Source organism: Clostridium puniceum (assembly GCF_002006345.1).
GTDB classification, from domain to species: Bacteria; Bacillota; Clostridia; order Clostridiales; family Clostridiaceae; genus Clostridium; species Clostridium puniceum.
This window is the reverse complement of sequence record NZ_LZZM01000176.1, coordinates 38484-55719: the sequence shown is the minus strand read 5'-3', so window position 1 is coordinate 55719 and position 17236 is coordinate 38484. Positions and strand designations below refer to the sequence as shown.

The following is a 17236-nucleotide window of genomic DNA, read 5'->3' as shown; positions in this document are numbered from 1 at the left end:
ATAAATATGTATTTAAAAATATTAATATGTATGTTATGAAATTATAAATAAAAAATTCCAACTCATAAAAAAGTAATATTAAGCACTTTTATAAGTTAGAATTTAAGAGGTATATTAAGTTTGCTATAAATATAAAATCTAAATTAAATTTATTTTTAATAGATAATTTAGATTAAAAATTTAAATATGTTTTAGTAATTGTTAATCTTAAAAATTATATTTATGTATTTCTAATTTGAGGGAAGTATTTTGTATTGAAATCTTTTTGATAATTCAACCATTTCTTCAGGTGATTCTTTCATTCCATTTAAAAGCCAGAATTTTACTACAGAAATGTAACCATCTATGATAAAAGCGCCAAAATAGTTAAGTTCCTCTTTAGATAAATAATTGAAATGGGGTGACCACAAGAAATTATGATGTTTCTTAATTGAATTACTCAATTTATCCCAAAAGGTACTACCTGAATTTGGATTAAGAAGGACTAATAATAATTCATGGTTATCATTTACACATTTATAAATTGATAGTAAAAAATCATATTGAGCCATAATATTATGATTTTCATATGAAGTAAAAATTACATTAAAAATATTATTTTCAAGTTGTATTAGTAAATCATGAGGTGTTTTATAATGTAAATAAAAAGTAGCTCTATTAATATCAGCTAGTTCAGAGAGTTCACGAACAGATATTTGATTAATATTTTTATTTTTTAAAAGGTCAATTAAAGCCTTTGTAAGCTGATTTTGAGTACGTCTATATCGTCTGTCTTTCATTTGATCATTCATTTAGATTTCTCCCTTACTAATTAACAAATTACTAAAAATTTTGTATAAATAATATTTTACGATTAAATAATATATTGTCAAATAAAAAATTTTTTAAATAAATTATCCATAATTAATATCATAAGTTACAGTCAAAATCTATAATTTTGCTATTGCAATGTACACACATTGAAAATGTAAGTAGTTTCAATAAAAATAATCCTGTTTGAAATGGGAACATTAAATCTATTATTTCCATTTAATATTTTCTTAAACTAATTTTTTTATAAATCATTTTTTCTTTTGTATATGAAATAATAAGGCACTTCATAAGCTAACATAAATATCCATCCTATAAGGCTTGCGTAAGCAACACTAACCATTTGTATATGTGCAACCAATACATATACAAATATTGTTCTAAATGATATTTGTATTAATGTAGAAACTAATGTAATTTTCATATTTCCCATGCCTCTAAAGAAACCTTGTACACCATTTGTAAATGCTGGAAGTAGATAAAAAAATGCCATAAGACCTAAATAATGAACTCCCAAACTAATCATACTTGTATCTTCGGAAGAAACAAACAACTTCATAATAGGTTCTTTTAAACATAAAATAACTATACAAATTAATATCCAATAACAAAATTCTACACATAATCCAATTTTAAATCCATCTTTAATACGCTTTTTATTATTTGCACCACGATTTTGAGCTACAAATGTCATCATTCCATTAGATATGCTTTGTTGTGGTGTAAATGCGAAATCATCAACTCTGTTTACAGCATTAAATGCTGCAATAGCAGCGACGCCTAATGGATTAATAGCACCTTGTATTAGTAACTTTCCAATTGGCTGACAAGACTGTTGTAATGCTGTTATAGAACCATGTTGAAGTGTTTTCTTTAAAAGATTCATGTCAATTTTAATATCACTTTTAGTCAATTTTAACAATGGAACTTTTTCATATATATAAATTATGCAGAAAAGTGCAGAACAAGCTTCTGCAATTCCTGTTGCAAGACCTGCTCCAAGTACACCCATGTTTAAGCCACCTATAAAAACAAAATCAAGGCATCCATTTAAAATAGATGCAATTGCTAAAAATCTGATTGGAGTTTTGGAATCGCCAACGCTTCTCATAGCCGCTGATACTGCATTATATAAATATGTAAATGGCATTGCAACAAATATGATTCTAAGATAGAGTGTTGAAGAATCAAGAATTTCATTTGGTACTCCAAGAAGACTTAATATTCCTTTTGAAAAAATCAAACCAAGTACTACAATTAACAAAGAAAAAAAACATCCAAATATTAAAGTAGTTGATATTTCTTTTTTCAATTCTTCATATTTTCCAGCACCAAAAAATTCACTCATGAGCACTGAGGAGCCGATACATATACCTGTTATCCCTAAAATAGCAATATTCATTATAGGATTAGCTGCTCCAACTGCTGCTAATGCATCTGTTCCAGAAAATCTTCCTACAACTATAGAATCTACTGCATTATAAGTTAATTGAAGCAGATTTCCCAGTATTAAAGGTATAGAAAAACTGATCAGATGCTTTGGTATGTTACCTTTTGTCATATCTTTAATCATATATTTCACTTCCTTAGTATTTTTTCCTTAGTTATTATACTAAAGTGATTGGGACAGCTTCAATAAGTGAAATATCAAATTCGTTTCATTATGAAATTATTTTAGCTTTCTCCACAATGTACTATGTCCAATTTCCAATCTTTTTTCAACTTTTACTTGATTCATTCCTTCCTCTGCCATTATATGTTTTATAATACGAGTTTCAATTTCTTTTAAATTTCCACTAAGATCAACAGGTATTAAGCTAGCCTGCTGATGATTAGCACGTTCTTTTTTTAGAGCAACTTCAACTTCAGTTTGAGTAATATATGAACCATTACATGTTAGTGCTAATTGATTTATTACTCTCATAAACTGTCTAATATTTTCTGGCCAATGGTAATCTGATAATAATTTTATTCCTCCTTCTTTTATTCCGACAACTTGGCTTGCACATCTTACATCTAATTTAGAGAGATACATGCTTATCATATTAGTGATTTCACTTGTATAGTTGTTAAAAGGCATTAGTTCTATTCTTACTTCATCTAAGATTGAACGAAGCTGTTTTAGTAGTTTCCCAGATTGTACACAGATTTCTATAGGTAACTCGGAAGAGGCAATTATTTTAATGTTATTGTTTTTAGCTAACTTTTTTAAGATAGTACTTATCTTTTTTTGTCCTTCTTTACATAATTGGTCTATATCTTCTAAAAATAAAGTTCCTCCATCATTCCATAAGTACTTCATTATAATACTATCTAATAAACTATAGTTATAGTATTCTGGCATCAAATAACAGCTTACACATACTAGACTTTTTCTTTTTTGAGGGCCAAAGCAACAGCATAAGTAACCAACATCACTTTTGCACATTCCATCTTCACCAATTATAATAGTTGCAAGCGATGTATTACTAAGCTCTGATATTTGAGATAAAATTGTCTGGGGAAATACTGTATCTATAAGTCTTGGTGATATTTCATTGCTATTAAAGATTGTTATAAATTTATCTACATTATCTTCTTTTATTTTCTGATTATCTATATAGTAATCAGATTCAATAATTTGTTCATTATGTTTAGAGAGAGCTTTGCATAATCTAACAGCTTCTTCAATAGAACTTCTTACACTTTCTATTCCGCTAGTAAGCAATATGCTGTTTATTCCTAGTTCTTGTGCGGTTTCATATACAATATTATCTCCAATGATAAGTTCATAGTTTTCTTTTTTTAGATATTCAATTATACTTCTTATATTTTTATGTTCAAAATAACATTGTGACTCCATGGAATATCCCATAAGTTCACTTAACTGTTTAAATGAATTAACAATGCTTGGATAAGCTAAGAATATTTTCTTTCCATTATAGCCTTCAGATAATTTTAAAATCCTAAGAATATCAAAAGCATTTATATAAACTTCAATTATAGGCGTTGTTGTAATCTTCTTACAGGTTTCAACGGTGCCACCTCTTGTTATAATTGCAGTGTATTTTTCATCGGCATGTAGTTTCTTTAGAAGCGTTGGTCCTTTTTCGTAATTTCCTTGATATACATCTATCTGTATATCCTTATACTCATCTAAAATTGACAGTACTAGTTCTTTTAATCCTAAATAAGGTGCTATAAAAAGAATTTTCATATTCATAACTATAATCTCCATTTATTTATTTACAGTCCTATTATATCAAAATTAACTTTACTAAAGTAAAAGTTTGCGGAACATTAGCTTCAAAGTTTATCTAATACATTTTTAAGATATGTATTCTAATAATCTTTTTCCAGTAAAAGATGAAGAACATTTTGTAATACCATTTGGATATCCCATATATATAAGGTCGCCGCCATTAAATCCACCTAATGGACCTAAATCAATGATCCAGTCAGCATAGCACATTATACTTAAATTATGTTCTAGTATAATAACAGTTTTTCCTTTATTAATTAATTTATTAAATAGTTGTATTAATTTTGTTATATCTGATTCGTGTAAACCTGTGCTTGGTTCATCCAATATGTAAACTTCGCCAGTATTATTTAAAAGAGTTACAGCAATTTTTAATCTCTGAAGTTCTCCACCAGACATAGTATCAAGAGATTGACCAAGTTTAATATAACCTAGGTTTACGTCAGAGACAGTATTTAATATTTTTTTAAGCTCCTTATCTATAAAAATTTCTAAAGCCTCATCAATTGAGAGCTTAAGAATATCACTTATTGTATATCCAGCATACTTATATTTTGATACTTCTTGTTTGTATCGTGTTCCTTCACATAATTCACAAGGTTCTTCCACATCATCCATAAAAGCTAAATCTGTTTTTATTACACCTTTACCTTTGCACAAAGGACAGGCACCGTCTCCAATAAAGCTAAATAATGAAGGTGATTTACTACTTACTTTACTAAAGATGTTTCTAATTTTATCAAAAAAACCTATATAAGTTGCCAATATTGATCGAGAAGAGGTATAAATTCTTTTTTGATCTAAAAGTATACTGTTTGGATACTTATTACGGAAAAGACGAGTTATTAATGTGCTTTTACCAGAACCAGCTACTCCAGTTACTACTGTTAAGGCATTTTTAGGTATTTTTATAGAGATATTCTTTAAATTAAACATTTTTGCATTATTAATTTCATAGAAATCATAAAAGTCTTTATTTGTTGAAGCTATATTATGTTTTTTAGATAAGACAGCACCAGTAGTAGTATTACTATTTAATAGCTGGTGATATGTTCCCTGAAAAGTTATATTACCACCACTAACTCCTGATCCTGGTCCCATATCAATAATGTAATCTGCTATCTTTATTACATCAGGATCATGCTCGACGATTATAACTGTATTCCCTTTTTCTCTAAGTCCGTTGAATATATTATTTATACCAGCAATATCGTAGGGATGTAGTCCAATACTAGGCTCGTCAAATATATATAGAATGTCGCTAAGACTGCTATTTAAATGTTTTGACATTTTAATACGTTGAGATTCGCCACCAGATAAGGTATTAATTTTGCGATTTAATGTAAGATAATCTAATCCAACTTCTTCTAATGTACTTAAACGCTTGAGAATATCATCAATAACTGTCTGAACTTTGGATTCTTGAAGTATTTGAAGAAAAGATTTCAATTCACTTATCGGCATGTCAGCACAATCACTAATTGATTTTTCTTCAATTTTGCATGATAGAATGGTATCATTAAGACGTTTTCCATTACAATGGGAGCAAATTTGTTCATCAACAAGCTGCTCAAGCTCTTTTTTATATTGTTTTTGCTCTTTTTCTATAAAAGAGCTTCTGATTCTTGGGATGAGTCCAATATATTTTGCTGTTTTATGCCAATTGTTTGTGGGATTATCGGGGATTTTTTCATTTTGATAGAATAGAGTATTAAGCTCTAAATCTGAGTAATCTTTAATTGGCTTTTTAACATCGAAATAGCCAGATTCTGTATAACGGCTTAATCGCCATCCACCCGGTTGAAAGGTAGGGAATTGAATAGCACCATCATTTAAACTTTTATTGAAATTTATTAGTTTGTTAATAGCAATATCTTTAATAACCCCTAATCCTTGGCAGTGAGAGCACATACCATTTGTATTGTTGAAAGAAAAATTCATAGAGTAACCAACAAAAGGTTTTCCAATTCTAGAAAAGAGAAGACGTAATAGGGTATAGATATCAGTGACGGTACCAACAGTTGATCGTGCATTTCCACCTATTTTCTTCTGATCTATAATGATAGAAACTGGAAGATTATTAATTTTTTCAACATTAGGTCTGCCATAGTGGGGTAATAATTGTTGAATGTAAGAGGAATATGTATCATTTAACATTCGTTGGGATTCAGCAGCTAATGTATCGAAAATTAGTGAAGACTTTCCTGAACCAGATAGACCAGTAATTATAGTAATTTTATTTTTTGGAATATTTACTGAGATATCCTTAAGATTATTTTCATTTGCATGGAAGATTTCAATCATTTCTCTTGTCATATTTAGTTCCTTCTTTCCTCAAAAACTTTGCTTACTTTAAGGCATAGTTTGGCAAAAAGTGCTTGTTCATTTGGAGTTAAGGTAGATGATGCAATTTTAGCTAAATGTTCATGTCCCTTTTGTATTTCTTTCAAAAATTTGAAACCTTTATCGGTTAATTCTGTTTTAAGTTCTCTTGCATCAGAATTATTTTTTTCCTGTCTTATATAGCCTATCTCTTTAAGAGTTTTTAATCCTTTAGATATTTTAGATCGTGAAACGCTTAAGCTATTACTTAATTCTGCAGGACGGCTTCCATTTGTGCGATATAGAGATTCTAATAAATCATACTGAAACCAAGAAATATTTTCTGTGTTTATCTTGTTTCTTTCAGTAACAAGTTCACATTGAAGCCTTGATAAGCCTTCTTCTAATTTAGAATTATATAATTGTTTATTCATGCAATAAGGACCTCCTTAATATTAATAAAATAGTTTCTTTTCAGAAATTATTTTAGCATTTCAATTAAATGATTGCAATATGGAAATTATTTTTAATAAAGTTTGCATGGAAAGGAACTAGATTTATTTACTATTTCAAGAAGTTAAAAAAGCAATTTCTTTATGAGGAATAATGAAACCTAGAAACGAAATAAAAAAGATATTGAAAATCATTATCATTTGTGATAGAATTGATTTTGTTATTAAATATAACCAATTAAGGAGGATAAAGTTAGTGTTAATATTAATTTCCATTTTACTTATGTCTATTTTCATTGTTTTATTTCATAAACAAATAAAAAGACATTCAAATATTTTTTATATAATATCGGGAATAATTGCAATAGGATTTGTTTTATATTTTGAATTAAATTTAAGCAGTAAAGTACCTAACGATATAAATAAATATGTTGTATCAATTTTCTCAAGAAGTGCAGTTTCAACTGCTTTATTTACTATTGTAATGTATACGGGTGCTTTAAATAAGAAAATGAATATAACTAAAAAATTATTAAGTATACGTGGTGAACTGTCAATAATTGCATGTATTTTAACATTAGGGCATAATGTTTTATATGGGATAACAAATTTTGCAATATTATTTACAAATCCTACTTCGTTCACTTGGCTTAAGCTAATAGCATCAATAATATCAGTAGTTCTAATTACTATAATGCTTCCATTAATGATAACTTCATTTCCGAGTGTTAGAAAAAGAATTCCATTTAAAAAGTGGAAAGCAATTCAAAGGTTTGCATATGTTTTTTATGGGTTAATATATGCTCATGTTATGTGTCTATATATACCTAAAATCCAAGGTGGGAGGCTATTTGATGTATTAATTTACACTTTGATATTTGGAGGATACTTTGTGGCACGTATATACAAATTTGTGAGAGATAAAGAAATTAAAGTAAAAAGTAAATTAAGTCTTAGTCCAAATGTTTAATTTATAAATAGGACTAAATAAGAGATTTTATAAATAATATAGAAATTTATATATAAGAAGGAGAACCCAATCTAGATATATGAGGTTGTCCTTCTTTTGCTGTACATACTAAGGATTAGTGTATTTTTGCAATACAAGTAAGAAATCACTTTAACTAATATTAAAGTTTTTTCTTACTAACTCAATAAATAACGACATTGCAGGGCTAATCCATTTGTTTTTATGATAAGCATATATTGCTGTAACTTTTGCATCAGAACAGCCTACGTTAAGTTCCTTTAATTTACCATTTTCCAGCTCTTCTTCTACTGTAAAACGAGGTAAAAACGAAATTCCTAAATTACTACCAACACATTTTTTTATTGCTTCTATGCTCCAAAGTTCAATTGTGTTATTTAAGAATATATTGTTATCAAAAAAATAACTTTCAACTATTTTTCGATAAATGGATTCAACTTCGTTAATTATAAGGCTTGTATTTATTTTTTGATTTGATTTAGAAAAATCTAAATTTTCTTGTTCCAATAATGGCGAACAGATTAAAGCTAAATTGAAATCAGAAAGTTTAACAGTAGTTAAATTATCATTTGGAATTCCCACATCGTACATTAAACCAAGGTCTATTTCACCATCCAATAGGATATTTTTTATGGCATAACAATTGAGAGAAATTATAGAAAGTTTTACATTAGGAGCTTTTTCTTTAAACAAGCTCAATACATTTTGTAATTTATAAGACATCAATGACTCTGCAACGGCAATTTTTAATTCTCCTGTAATTTTCTCTCCATATTTACCAACGCTCTCAATTTTTTTCACTGTATTAAGTAATTCATTTGCATAAGGTATCAATTCTTTTCCAAGTGGTGTTAATATCATATTGCGGCCAATTTTTTCGAATAACTTGATTGAGAGTTCTTGCTCTAATTGCTGAATTTGTGAGGTAACAGTAGATTGTGTATACCCCAATTTTGTTGCAGCATTTGAAAAATTACCTTCTTCAATAATGCTTTTAAAAGTTTTAAAGTGTCTAATATCCATTAATTTCACCTCGATTTCAATATTTAAAATAATAATATATTGAAAAAAATGAATTGTCAATTCGAATATATCAATTTTACAAATATATTATTCTTTGATAATATAAATTTATCAGATGATAGAGCAGCTGCAAATTTGGTTAAATAGGTTTTCAGAATAACCTTATATCAATAAAATAAATGAATTTGTATATCAATATTTGTGAAAAAAATAACAAAGTTATATTTAATATAGGAGGAATAAAAAATGAGAGATGTAGTAATAGTAAGTGCAGTAAGAACTGCAATAGGAGCATATGGTAAAACTTTAAAAGATGTACCGGCAGTTGAATTAGGTGCAATAGTAATAAAAGAGGCTGTTAAAAGAGCAAATATAAAGCCAGAGGAAATTAATGAAGTTATTTTTGGGAATGTACTTCAAGCAGGTTTAGGTCAAAACCCAGCAAGACAGGCAGCTGTGAAAGCAGGATTACCTGTACAAATACCTGCCTTCACAATTAATAAAGTTTGTGGTTCAGGGTTAAGGTCTATAAGTTTAGCAGCTCAAATTATAAAAGCTGGCGATGCTGATACTATTGTAGTGGGTGGTATGGAAAACATGTCTAGCGCACCATTCTTACTAAGTAATGCAAGATGGGGACAAAGAATGGGACATGGTGAACTTGTGGATGAAATGATAAAAGATGGTTTATGGGATGCTTTCAATGACTATCATATGGGAGTAACAGCAGAAAATGTTGCAGAAAAATGGAAGGTGACAAGAGAAGAACAAGACGAATTTTCACTTATATCACAACAAAAAGCTGAAATAGCTATTAAAAATGGAGAATTTAAAGCTGAAATAGTTCCTGTAGTAATTAAAACAAAAAAAGGTGAAATAATATTTGACCAAGATGAATTTCCTAGGTTTGGTAATACTATAGAAGCATTAAAAAAACTTAAGCCTATTTTTAAAGAAAATGGCACAGTGACAGCAGGAAATGCATCTGGATTAAATGATGGGGCGGCAGCATTAGTAATAATGAGCGGGGATAAAGCTAAAGCTTTAGGAATAAAGCCACTTGCTAAAATTAGTTCTTATGGATCAGCTGGATTAGACCCTGCAATAATGGGATATGGAGCATTTTATGCAACAAAAGCTGCTTTGGATAAAATTAATTTAAAAGCTGAAGATTTAGACTTAATCGAAGCAAATGAAGCATATGCATCTCAAAGCATCGCAATAACTAAAGATTTAAATTTAGATATGAGTAAAGTTAATGTTAATGGTGGAGCTATAGCACTTGGACATCCTATAGGTGCATCTGGTGCACGTATTTTAGTAACTTTGCTACATGCCATGAAAAAAAGAAATGCAAAGAAAGGACTTGCTACTTTATGCATTGGTGGAGGTCAAGGAACTGCCGTAATAGTTGAAAGAGAGTAATTATAATTACCAATTAAGGCACATGAAAGAAAATAATACACAAGCATACGGGTTTATTATTTTTTTGATTGCGTCTAAGAAAGAAGTGTGGAAAAATGACTTTATTAGCAGAGCAAATAAAAAGTGCAGCACTGGAAATGGGATATGAAAAGTGTGGAATTATTAAGGTTTCTTATCTTGATGGATATGAAGAAAAGCTTAATGAAAGGATTGATCGTATTCCAGAAACCAAAGGTTTTTACCAAAGTATGTATCGTTTTACACGTATACAAGAAACTCATCCTTGGGCCAAATCAATTGTCATATGTGTAAGAAGATATGGAAAATATAATATTCCAAAACATTTAAAAGGTATGATTGCAAAATATTATTTAGTTGATGGAAGGAAAGATGAGAACTCTAAAGATTTTCAAGATAGCTTGAAATTTGAAAAATATATGCAAGACTTGGGACTTAGAGCAGAAAATGAGAGAGGGTTTGGTCTTGCACCATTACGATGGGCGGCATTAAAAGCGGGGCTTGGAAGAGTTCGAAAGAATAATTTCTTTTATACTGAAAATGGCTCATGGGTGTATTTAGAAGCATGGCTTATTGATAAGGAGCTTGAAGCTATAGAAGAACCTAAAGTTAAAGCTTGCTCTGAAAAGTGTGGATTATGCATAAAAGCGTGTCCTTCAGCTTCTTTATCAGAGCCCTACACAATGAGCCCTATGGCATGTGTATCTTGTGTAACCACATTTATGGGGAGAGATATGATTAACGAAAAATATAGAGAACAAATAGGAAATTGGGTTTATGGATGTGATGTATGCCAAGATGTTTGCCCTATGAATAAAAATCGTTGGGAGGAAACAGAAGAATTTCCTAACTTACAAGAATTAAGCCAGCATATATCCTTAGAAAAAATTCTTAAAATGGATTATTCCTTTTTAGAAGACGTGATGCAGCCTAAATTTTGGTATATAGATAAACAAAGTGTTTGGAAATGGAAAGTAAATGCTATTAATGTAATGGTAAATGACTATGAGGAACAATATAGAGAACATATACTAAACGCTTGTAATGATAGTAACTTAAAAGTAAGAGAAATGGCAGAATGGGCAGTTAAAAAATTGAATTTATAAGGAAAGTAAATGCTGTTACAGTAACAAAAACTATGAAGCTGTTTTATGGAAAGGAGGTTTCATCTAAAGATCAGGATGGAAATGAATATTTGCTTCATGAAGATAAATAGTAATTTAAATAATATGCATGAACTAAAAAATATTTAAATAAAATATTTTTTAGTCAAAATAAAGCAAATTAAAATGTCTTAGAATAGATATAAGATGTTTTAATTTGCTTTTCTTTTAGATCAGTTTATTGAGTGCTTGACAAATATATTTCTTTTTAATACAATATTTTTAACAAAATGTTTTAAACAAAATATTAAAAACAAAATATACATAAAATAGTAAGAGGTGATTGTAATGGACGAATTAATAAGAAACGCAAAGGGACAAACGGAAGAGGAATTTCTTGAATTATATCAACAAGAAAAAAAGAGTTATGTGGCTCCCTTTGTAACAACAGACCAATTAATATTTACAGTAACAGATGATGAAAAGAGTCCTAATGGTAAGAGGCTAAAGATACTTTTAGTTAAGAGAAAGGATCATCCTGATATAATGAAATGGGCTTTGTCTGGTGGATTTATAAATATGAATGAAGATCTTGACCAAACAGCGGAGAGAGAACTTGCTGAAGAAACATCTGTTACAGGTATATATATGGAACAATTATATACTTGGGGAGATGTAGATAGAGATAAAAGACATAGAATAGTGAGCGTATCTTATATGGCTTTAGCAAATAGTACAAATCTTGAAGTTATTGCAGGTGATGACGCTCAAGATGCTGACTGGTTTACTGTAGACTTTAAAATTGTGGAAGAAAGAAAAGTATATACTGAAAAAGGCTTTAACAAAGAAAAATATATCAAGATTTCCTTCACTAATGGTACGGAAGATGCTTATGGAATAGTAAAAGTTGTTAAGATAGTTGAAAACAGCAGAACAAAGAAAATAAGTTGGAAGCAAATTGAAAAAGAAAATATAGCTTTTGATCATTCTATGATTATTGCTTATGGGATAGAAAGATTAAGAAGTAAGATAGATTATACTGATATAATATTCAACCTTATGGAAGAAAAGTTTACTTGGAGCGAGCTTAAAGAAGTATATGAAACTATCCAAGGCGAAAGTAAGTATAAGGACACTAACTTTAGAAGAAAATTTGAACATATGATAATTGAAACAGATGAAAAAGGCGCGGTTGGTGGTGCTGGTAAGAAAAGGGGAAACAGACCTCCTAAACTAATAAAATTCAATTCTGAATGGGAAGCTTAATTTTTTTATTTTCTTACAAGTGATGTAAAGTGGAAGAGAATTACAATAAAAATGTAAGATAGATAAAGAAGTTATATATAGTTAGTAGCATTTTTATAAACACCAATAAAAAATAAGAAATGGAGTGATTTTTATGAAGAGTATAGTAACAGAAGACTTTATTAATAAAAGTACAAAAACATTAATGAATATATTGGAGAGTTTTAATAAACTACCAGTATTAAAGATATCAGAATTAGTGGGTGATACTGCTTTAATAGTGATTGATATGAATAATGGCTTTTGTAATTGTGGAGCTTTATATAGTTCTAGAATACAAGCACTTATACCAGAAGTATCAAGAATTGCTCATGAGTTTTCAAAGAATGAAGATATTCCAGTAGTAATAGTAAATGAGGATCATACTAAAGATTCTATAGAATTTAATGCTAGACCTATTCACTGTGTAAGAGGTTCTGAGGAAGCGAAAATTATAAGTGAGTTAGATGATATTGAAAATAAAGTAGTTGTTGGAAAGAATTCAACTAACGCATTTGTATCAGAAAAGTTTAAACAAGTAGTAGCCAAATTACATATGAAAGGTATAAGAAAGTTTGTATTTATAGGAGATTGTAGTGATATCTGTATTTTTCACGCTGCCATTTCCATGAAAACATTCTTTAATGAACATAATGAAGAAGTTGAAATAATAGTGCCAATTAGTGCTGTAGATACTTATGACCTTGACATTGCCAATCATGATGGAGACCTTATGAATGTAGTATTCTTATATAGCATGATGGATAATGGCATTAAGGTAGTTAAAGGATTAGGATAATTAATCATAATTGACGCTAAAGTATGAAGTAATTTTTTACTCCATACTTTTTTTATGCACTTTAATCTTAAGAAAAAGCATTTGCTATCGGAGCGATTATGACTTTTAGTTGAAATCCACCTCTTCCGTGAGACAACTTTTAAGTTATACTAATTAAATCTATAACATATACACATCATAAAAATAATTTAAAAATATTTCCTAATATACTTGACAACCCATTTTATTTTCAATACAATTATTTATAACAAAGTGTTTTAAACATTTTGTTAATAACAAAGTGTTTAAAATGAAGGGTGGAAGATATGGTAGATTTAGAACAAAAAAGATATCCTTATAAAATAGTTGAAATGTTATTGAAAGACAAAAGACTCAAAGATGTAGAAGGCAGGATAATCACTTGTAGTAGATGTGCATATAAGAATGGAAGGGAACTTATACAATATGGATATAGATTTGCTTATAGTATAAATTCAAGCAAACCTTTGGAATTTTATACAAATGGAATGTCATTTTGGTTAGAGGAAGATAACCATAAATTGTACTTACTCGAACATGTAGGAGAGCATTCAATAAGAGAATTTAATAAAAATGATACAGATAAAATAGTAAATTACATTGTAAATATAATAACTCAAAAAAAAGTTAAAAGAATAATTAAGGAGATGGTAATATGAAAAATACAATAAACAAGATTGATTGGAAGGACTCAAGAAATTTAACTGCATTAGTGGATTTCTATGAACTAACAATGATGAAAGGATACATGGACAACGGATTTAAGGATTTAACTGCATACTATGATATGTTCTTTAGAAAAGTACCTGATGGTGGCGGATTTGCTATTATGGCTGGATTAGAACAATTGATAAGATATGTTGAAGGTATAAAATTTGAAGAAGATGATATTATGTATCTTAGATCAAAGGGAATGTTTTCAGAAGAATTCCTTGAGTATTTAAAAACTTTTAAATTTAGAGGTGACATGTGGGCGATACCCGAAGGCACACCAATTTTCCCTAATGTACCTATGGTAGTAATAAAAGGTCATGTTATGGAAGCTCAATTCGTAGAAACAATGGTTTTATTAAGTATAAATCATCCGTCTTTAATTGCAACTAAAGCCAATAGAATTGTAAGAGCAGCACAAGGTAAGTCAGTTCTAGAGCTAGGTGCAAGAAGAGGTCAAGGATACGATGCTGCTATATATGGAGCAAGGGCAGCATATATAGGAGGTTGTACTGCTACAGCAACTATGATGGCTGAAAGAATGTTTGGAGTACCTGCAGTTGGAACAATGGCTCATAGTTGGGTAATGTTATTCCCTAGTGAATATGAGGCGTTTAAAGCATGGGCTGCTAGTTTTCCTGATAATTGTACATTGCTAGTTGATACATTCAATGTGTTAAAGTCTGGTATGGTAAATGCTATAAAGGTATTTGATGAAGTGTTAAAACCACAAGGAAAGCGTCCAAACGGAATTAGACTAGATAGTGGAGATATAACTTATTTAAGTATTAAATGTAGAGAGATGCTAGATGCAGCAGGATATCCTGATTGCAAGATTATAGTATCCAACTCACTTGATGAATATATAATCAAGGATGTAATTGAACAAGGTGCTGTGATAGATGGATACGGTGTAGGAGAAAGACTTATTACTGCAAGGTCTGAAAGTGTTTTCGGTGGAGTATATAAGTTGTCTGCAATTGAACTTAATGGACAGCTTGTACCTAAGATTAAGATAAGTGAAAATGAAATCAAAACTACAAATCCGGGATTTAAATTCACATATAGATTATTCGACAAAGATTTACATAAAGCACTTGTGGATGTAATCTGTCTAGCAGATGAAATAATAGATGAATCAAAACCATATGTAATATTTGATCCTATACATACCTGGAAGAAGAAAAAAATAACAAACTTCTATGCTAAGAGGTTACAAGTAGAAATCTTTAAAGATGGTAAGTGTGTATATGAATGTCTAAGTGTCCATGAAATTCAAAAGTTTTGCAAAGAGCAAGTTAACACACTATGGTCAGAGGTTACAAGATTTGAAAATCCACACAATTACTTTGTAGATTTATCTCGAAAATTATGGGATCTTAAATATGAAATGTTAAGCGAGCATGTTTTTGAAGATTAATCATTGCTTGTGTTAGGATAATGTACTTATATAAGTATGATGAAGAAAATGGTTAAGAGTATTCTATAGAAGGTTCTTTACACAACAATTTAAACGTCCATGTATGATAGCTGAGGTAAAGGTAGGTTTAGTATATTGATTCCTAGAAGTGATTAGAGAATACCTTCAGATGCAGATATGACAGCATGGATAAGCCAAATATAATCTAATAATTTAATAAGCCTAAAGCATGATATAAGGTGCTTTAGGCTAAAATACAAATATAACATTGTAATTTATATTTAACAAAAGAGCAATTCATGTCTATGAAAAAATAGGTTTTAGAGGGGAGGGAATTAAACGGGATGGCTGTTTTTATAATCATAAATATTATGATATGATTACCATGAGCATTTTAGAAGACGAGTTTAGAGAAAAATATAGACATAGTGAAGTATAACTAGATGAATTCAATAGTTAAAATATAAAAAATTATTTGAAGTAATTTTGCTTTTGTTTCAAAAAGAATGTTGATAATGAATCTGGTAAATATAAAAATTTATATAACAATGCGATAATTATAATATATAATATAATTGTACTTATGAGGAAGGAGAACTTTAATTGGATATATTAAAAGTTAAAGGAAATACTTATTGTATTGATACTGGAATAACCTATATACCATTTTATAAAATTAATGATAAAGAAATTATTATGTTGGATACAGGACGGGAAAGAGGAGAGCGCGAACGCATTGAGGAAGTTTTGGAAAAAAATAAGTTTAAAGTCACAGCTATTTTAAACAGTCATGCTCATATAGACCACATTGGAAATAATAAATATTTTAAAGATAAATATAATTCTATTATTGCAATGTCAGCTTATGAAGCTATTATCTGCAGTTCAGAGGTTAATCTTAAGCTTTATTATGGAAGTGAAACCTTAAAGTTTGTAAAGGAACATTATGATCATATGGTTTTTAAAACAGATATTATTATAGAGGAAAACCAACATGAAATATTACTATGCGGGGTTGACTTTAAGATTATTTCTACACCAGGTCACAGTCCTGCACATATTTGTATTATAACTCCTGACGATATCGCCTATATAGGAGATGCTCTCATAAGTTATGAACTAATGGAAGGAGCAAAAATGCCATATGCTTATATTTTAAGTGAAGATATGAAGAGCAAGGCCAAGCTTTATGACTTAAACTGCAGTAAATATGTGGTGGCACATAAAGGAATATATAACAATATTACAAAACTAATAAATGATAATATAGATTTTTATGAAAGCAGAGCAATGAGAATATATGAAGCAATAGATGGATCTATGACAATGGAAGAGATTATGAAAATTATAAGTAAAAAATTTAACATTAATATAAATAATGTACATAAGTATTATTTTATGGAGAGAATGTTAAAATCCTATGTAGAATATTTACATGAAATAGAAAAACTAGAATTAATAATGGAAAATGGATTTCTTAAATATACTAAATCCATACAAACTCGCTGATAATAAGCGAGTTTTTTATAATATAGCATATTTTAACTTAAGAAGATAAATTACCAAAAATATTTTGGAATTTATTGCAACACTTTCCTAATTTGGATTGTATTATATTTGGA

General features: G+C 29.1%; 14 protein-coding genes. 8 read left to right on the top strand and 6 right to left on the bottom strand.

Going from position 1 to position 17236, the window contains the following annotated elements; genetic code table 11:
• Positions 1 to 230 precede the first annotated feature (230 nt).
• The 5 genes from CLPUN_RS14230 to CLPUN_RS14210 all read right to left on the bottom strand — a co-directional run bounded on the left by CLPUN_RS14230 (position 231) and on the right by CLPUN_RS14210 (position 6807).
• Positions 231 to 791, bottom strand: coding sequence for a TetR/AcrR family transcriptional regulator (locus tag CLPUN_RS14230; protein ID WP_077847920.1), 561 nt, complete (start codon positions 789 to 791; stop codon positions 231 to 233).
• Between the two features lie 263 nt (positions 792 to 1054).
• Positions 1055 to 2383: an MATE family efflux transporter gene (locus CLPUN_RS14225; protein ID WP_077847919.1), complete on the bottom strand. Its 1329-nt coding sequence runs from the start codon at positions 2381 to 2383 to the stop codon at positions 1055 to 1057.
• Between the two features lie 96 nt (positions 2384 to 2479).
• The gene (locus CLPUN_RS14220) at positions 2480 to 4012 is read right to left on the bottom strand and encodes a sigma-54-dependent transcriptional regulator (RefSeq protein WP_077847918.1); all 1533 of its coding nucleotides are present in this window, start codon (positions 4010 to 4012) and stop codon (positions 2480 to 2482) included.
• Positions 4013 to 4117: 105 nt separating this feature from the next.
• Entirely contained in the window at positions 4118 to 6367 is a 2250-nt protein-coding gene (locus tag CLPUN_RS14215; protein ID WP_077847917.1) for an ATP-binding cassette domain-containing protein, read from the bottom strand.
• Between the two features lie 2 nt (positions 6368 to 6369).
• Positions 6370 to 6807, bottom strand: a complete 438-nt coding sequence (locus CLPUN_RS14210) for a MarR family winged helix-turn-helix transcriptional regulator (RefSeq protein ID WP_077847916.1) — start codon at positions 6805 to 6807, stop codon at positions 6370 to 6372.
• A gap of 274 nt (positions 6808 to 7081) precedes the next feature.
• On the opposite strand from CLPUN_RS14210, the gene CLPUN_RS14205 reads away from it, so the two are divergent.
• Entirely contained in the window at positions 7082 to 7795 is a 714-nt protein-coding gene (locus CLPUN_RS14205; RefSeq protein ID WP_077847915.1) for a ferric reductase-like transmembrane domain-containing protein, read from the top strand.
• 150 nt (positions 7796 to 7945) lie between these two features.
• Here CLPUN_RS14205 and CLPUN_RS14200 read toward each other — a convergent pair whose 3' ends face one another.
• Positions 7946 to 8836 carry a LysR family transcriptional regulator gene (locus CLPUN_RS14200; RefSeq protein WP_077847914.1) on the bottom strand — a complete coding sequence of 297 codons (891 nt, stop codon included), beginning with the start codon at positions 8834 to 8836 and terminating at the stop codon, positions 7946 to 7948.
• 246 nt (positions 8837 to 9082) lie between these two features.
• Here CLPUN_RS14200 and CLPUN_RS14195 point away from each other — a divergent pair, with 246 nt between their 5' ends.
• The 7 genes from CLPUN_RS14195 (at position 9083) to CLPUN_RS14160 (ending at position 17123) form a co-directional block, all read left to right on the top strand.
• Entirely contained in the window at positions 9083 to 10261 is a 1179-nt protein-coding gene (locus CLPUN_RS14195) for an acetyl-CoA C-acetyltransferase (protein ID WP_077847913.1), read from the top strand.
• 95 nt (positions 10262 to 10356) lie between these two features.
• A complete protein-coding gene (locus CLPUN_RS14190) occupies positions 10357 to 11385 on the top strand; it encodes an epoxyqueuosine reductase (protein WP_077847912.1) in 1029 nt (342 codons plus the stop codon).
• Between the two features lie 345 nt (positions 11386 to 11730).
• Positions 11731 to 12648, top strand: coding sequence for an NUDIX hydrolase (locus tag CLPUN_RS14185; protein ID WP_077847911.1), 918 nt, complete (start codon positions 11731 to 11733; stop codon positions 12646 to 12648).
• Positions 12649 to 12781: 133 nt separating this feature from the next.
• Positions 12782 to 13465, top strand: coding sequence for a cysteine hydrolase family protein (locus CLPUN_RS14180; protein ID WP_077847910.1), 684 nt, complete (start codon positions 12782 to 12784; stop codon positions 13463 to 13465).
• 305 nt (positions 13466 to 13770) lie between these two features.
• A complete protein-coding gene (locus CLPUN_RS14175) occupies positions 13771 to 14142 on the top strand; it encodes a hypothetical protein (RefSeq protein WP_077847909.1) in 372 nt (123 codons plus the stop codon).
• A complete protein-coding gene (locus CLPUN_RS14170; protein ID WP_077847908.1) occupies positions 14139 to 15614 on the top strand; it encodes a nicotinate phosphoribosyltransferase in 1476 nt (491 codons plus the stop codon). The genes CLPUN_RS14175 and CLPUN_RS14170 overlap by 4 nt, the downstream gene beginning before the upstream one ends.
• A 603-nt stretch (positions 15615 to 16217) precedes the next feature.
• Positions 16218 to 17123: an MBL fold metallo-hydrolase gene (locus tag CLPUN_RS14160; protein ID WP_077847907.1), complete on the top strand. Its 906-nt coding sequence runs from the start codon at positions 16218 to 16220 to the stop codon at positions 17121 to 17123.
• Positions 17124 to 17236: the final 113 nt, after the last annotated feature.